Raw genomic sequence first — 3,498 nt, forward strand, 5'->3', positions numbered from 1 at the left:
GTTAATAGAACAGGAAACAATTGAAGGCGATTTATTCCGCAAAATTGTTGCTGACAATACCCAGGTAGCCGATGCACAAGTAGCTGTACCTCATTAGGGAATATTTGACACTCCCTAGTACGCTGTGGCGGAGTTTGCCTATCTTCAACAAGAAGATTTGCGCTCTGCTGTACTAGTAAAAATCCAAATCTTCAGATTCCCGACTTTTTGAAAAAGTGGGGAATTTTTTTCAAAAAAAATTTTTATAGCGTAGACGCATTCGCGTAGCGTCTTGTAGAGAAGCGGCTTGCCGCAGGCTACCGCAGAGGGGCAGAGAACGCAGAAATTGGTATTATATGTTATTTCGCAAAACTCTAAATGGCTGATTCCTACTTTCCCATGTACGAATGTCCAAGTAGAGTTGTGTCTGGTGAAAGTAAATTTCTTCATAAGCAAGCCGCAAACTACGCTCAAGACTGTTCGGTTCAACATCAGCAGCTTTGTTAGAGCCAAGTGCTTTGCGTAAACCAAATGACAGAATCTCCACCAAATGATGACCACAGCAGATTTGCCAAGGATCGTGGTTATTGCTTTTTTTACTCTTTAACCGTTCTTGCAAATTTTTATCGCTCAAAGAGAAAGCTTGAGATTTATTCTTAATCTCCTGAATAAGCTTGAGTTCATCAATTTGCAGAGTTTGCTCATCAATGAACTTGCTAAATGTAATTCCCTCAAAGGTTAGATTTAATCCGTCACACTTAGAGAGCCAAAGCAAATAACCTACCGACATCCCATTTTCAACTAATACTAGTTTTACGTCTCGATTAAACTGAGAAATTTTCTCTTCAGAACCAAATTCAGCGAGTACTTTGTTAAATGCTGGTGAGTTAATCAGCATAGTTTCAAGGTCATGGCTGTCAGTGTAAAGAAGATTAGGACTGGTGTATAACAAAGTTTCAAGGCGATCAAAATCTGCATCAACAATCACTAAAAGTCCCTGAAAATTTGATTTTTCCAAAATTCTTAAAATTTCAATAGCACGCTGTTTACTAGAGGGTTTTCCTGATGTTTCGACTAACTCACAAACTAATTGGTCAAGAAATCGCTTATAAAAAGTTTTATCAGAACTTCCTTCCACTAATAAAAAAGTTCCAGTATATGTGCTTCGTCGTAATCGAATTTGGTTAGCAACACGGTCAACTGTCAGAAAATCTCTCACTTTTGTGGCCCTTTCAATTCAACCGTCAAATCCCAGCGATCTTGAATAATATCTGGTGAATGAGTAGCCATTAATATATTTAAATCTGCAAGCTGTGTAATGTCTTGTAAGTCCTTTAAAAACTGAACTTGCCATCCTACATGAAGGGATAATTCAGGCTCATCAATTAAGACTAGAGAATTAGGTTGAACTTTAAATAGTAGTTCATAAAGAAGAACTAACTCATGTTGCTCTCCAGATGATAAATCTGTTGGTGAAAGAGCTTTTGAATCAGATAAGGAAGAATTATAAAGTGTAGTGAAAACGAATCCCTTGTCTTTACTAAAATTTATCTCTTTATAGGAATAGGCAAACTTATTATTAATAATTTTCCTTAATAAATCAATCTTGCTTGCTATTTCAGCAAAAACGCTCAGTTTCTTTTCCACATCCTCTACATATACCGACAAAGCATTTTTGGTGCTTTCATCTATATCTTGAGGCTGGATTTGAAATTCTGAATCTTCATCTTTATCTAAAAGACCTACTTCTAAAAGACGAGAGCGAGTTGCTTCAAGTTCGTTTAGTTCATTACGAAGTTGTTCATTCGTCAGATCTGCGGATAGCTGTTGCTTCACTACCCTAACTGGAAAAGTTCTGTCAAGAGATTGAGATATTGTACCGTATTCCTTAAATTTATCTTGCATGATCTGAGCAAGTTCATCAGAATAGGCAGACACAGTAGACAACATTGAAGGTGTTCCACGATATGTTCTGGAAGAACGTTTAGGGACAAAATTAAGTAAACGTTGTGATTCAATGAGGCGAATATGAATATTTTTCTTTAATTCTTCTAGCCACTCAGCTTCTTCCTGTTGTCTTAAGTTTAAGGGCAATAAATTGTCAAAGCGCTCTACAACTTCTTCTAAAGAAAGAGTTTCTCCAGTGGGATCATATAGCCATTTTCGAGGGGCTATTCGTTCTAGCCCTGGTATTACATCATCGAAAATCCCAAGCGGAAAGTCTATGTCAGGGCGAATATTTATTGGTTTTAGAGAAAAAGAAGCTGGCTCTGAATCAGGCTGATAAAATTTGAAAACAATATTATTCTTTTCCAAATTTTCTCCATTCTCGGCATTTTTTATTATTTCAACATTAGTATTATTATCAAATTCAACTCGGAACTTTCTAAATGGGATAGCTTTCAATTCTGCATTTCGGGAGTTAAAAAAACTATTCAAAATTCTTAATATGGCTGTTTTACCAAAACCATTTGGGCCATGAATAATGGTAGTTCGTTCATTCATGTTCAATGGAATCACATGGTCAAAAATTCCAAATAAGCCACTGACGGAAATTTGCTTAATTCGCATAGTGCTCTAGTCCTATAGCCATTGGCTTCATGGCTTTAATTCTAACTTCTCTCTTTCTCTGAAAAGCACAGGAAACAAAAATCCCATTCTTTTATGTGCTCTTTCTTATAAAGTTGTGGCCGTCGGTTCGCCTTTAGGCGTTCCCCGAGGGTAGTCGGCACACCCTGCGGGATGTTGCTACAGATTTTCCCCTGTTTAACTAGGTTGTTGAGGCTAAAATCATAATAGTTGCGCCAGTTCCAACAGCGATCGCATAATCAGGCATCATTTACCTCTAAACTGAGTTGAGCAATCTCCCAAGCTTTTTGGTACAGTATTTTATAAAATCCAGATGACGAGAATAGGCGATCGCTCATTGCAATTGCCAGTTTATTGCTCAAAATCTAGAACGCAGTTGCTATGATCAAACGCCTGCTTGTGGTGGAATCTCCGGGAAAAGTCAAAAAACTCAGTCAAATTCTGGGTTCGGATTGGAAAGTTCTAGCCAGTTGTGGCCATATCCGAGAACTCAGCAATGAAGGGGATGATTCCTTGGGCTTCGTCATGGACGGCAGTAATGTTCGGTGCAATTACGTTCCGCGCGACCAACGAGCGAAGGAAACAATTCAGAAGCTCAAGTCTGCGGTGAGGCAGGTTGATGAAGTTGTCTTAGCAACTGACCCAGACCGGGAAGGTGAAACAATCGCTTGGCATCTAAAGGAAACGCTGGGTTTAAAGGAACCGAAACGAGTAATTTATACTGAGATTACAGCATCGGCGGTGCAGAGTGCGATCGCTAATCCCAGAAAGCTAGACCAAAACTTAATTGGTGCTGGGTTGTGCCGAGATTGCCTAGATAAGCTGGTTGGTTACAAGGGTAGCCCGTTAGTTTGGGCATTGAATAACGGTGCTAAGAGTGTTGGCAGAGTCCAAAGCGCGACGTTGCACCTGATTTGTCAGCGAGAAAAC

The 3,498-nt window shown here is 39.1% G+C and carries 4 protein-coding genes; 1 reads left to right on the forward strand and 3 read right to left on the reverse strand.

Annotation, left to right across the window (positions count from 1 at the left end; genetic code table 11):
* Positions 1-331: 331 nt before the first annotated feature.
* The 3 genes from VE944_RS10860 to VE944_RS10870 form a co-directional block, all read right to left on the reverse strand.
* A complete protein-coding gene (locus VE944_RS10860) occupies positions 332-1,198 on the reverse strand; it encodes a DUF4435 domain-containing protein (RefSeq protein ID WP_324976470.1) in 867 nt (288 codons plus the stop codon).
* Positions 1,195-2,550 (reverse strand): AAA family ATPase, encoded by a 1,356-nt coding sequence (locus tag VE944_RS10865; protein ID WP_324976473.1) that lies wholly within the window; start codon positions 2,548-2,550, stop codon positions 1,195-1,197. Before VE944_RS10865 ends, VE944_RS10860 begins: the two co-directional genes overlap by 4 nt.
* Before the next feature lie 257 nt (positions 2,551-2,807).
* Positions 2,808-2,930: a hypothetical protein gene (locus VE944_RS10870; protein ID WP_324976476.1), complete on the reverse strand. Its 123-nt coding sequence runs from the start codon at positions 2,928-2,930 to the stop codon at positions 2,808-2,810.
* 19 nt (positions 2,931-2,949) lie between these two features.
* Between VE944_RS10870 and VE944_RS10875 the strand changes: the two genes are divergently transcribed.
* Positions 2,950-3,498: toprim domain-containing protein (locus VE944_RS10875; RefSeq protein WP_324976479.1), on the forward strand; the 549-nt coding region annotated here is incomplete at its 3' end.

Source organism: Nostoc sp., assembly GCF_035638895.1.
In the GTDB taxonomy this organism is placed as follows: Bacteria; Cyanobacteriota; Cyanobacteriia; order Cyanobacteriales; family Nostocaceae; genus Nostoc.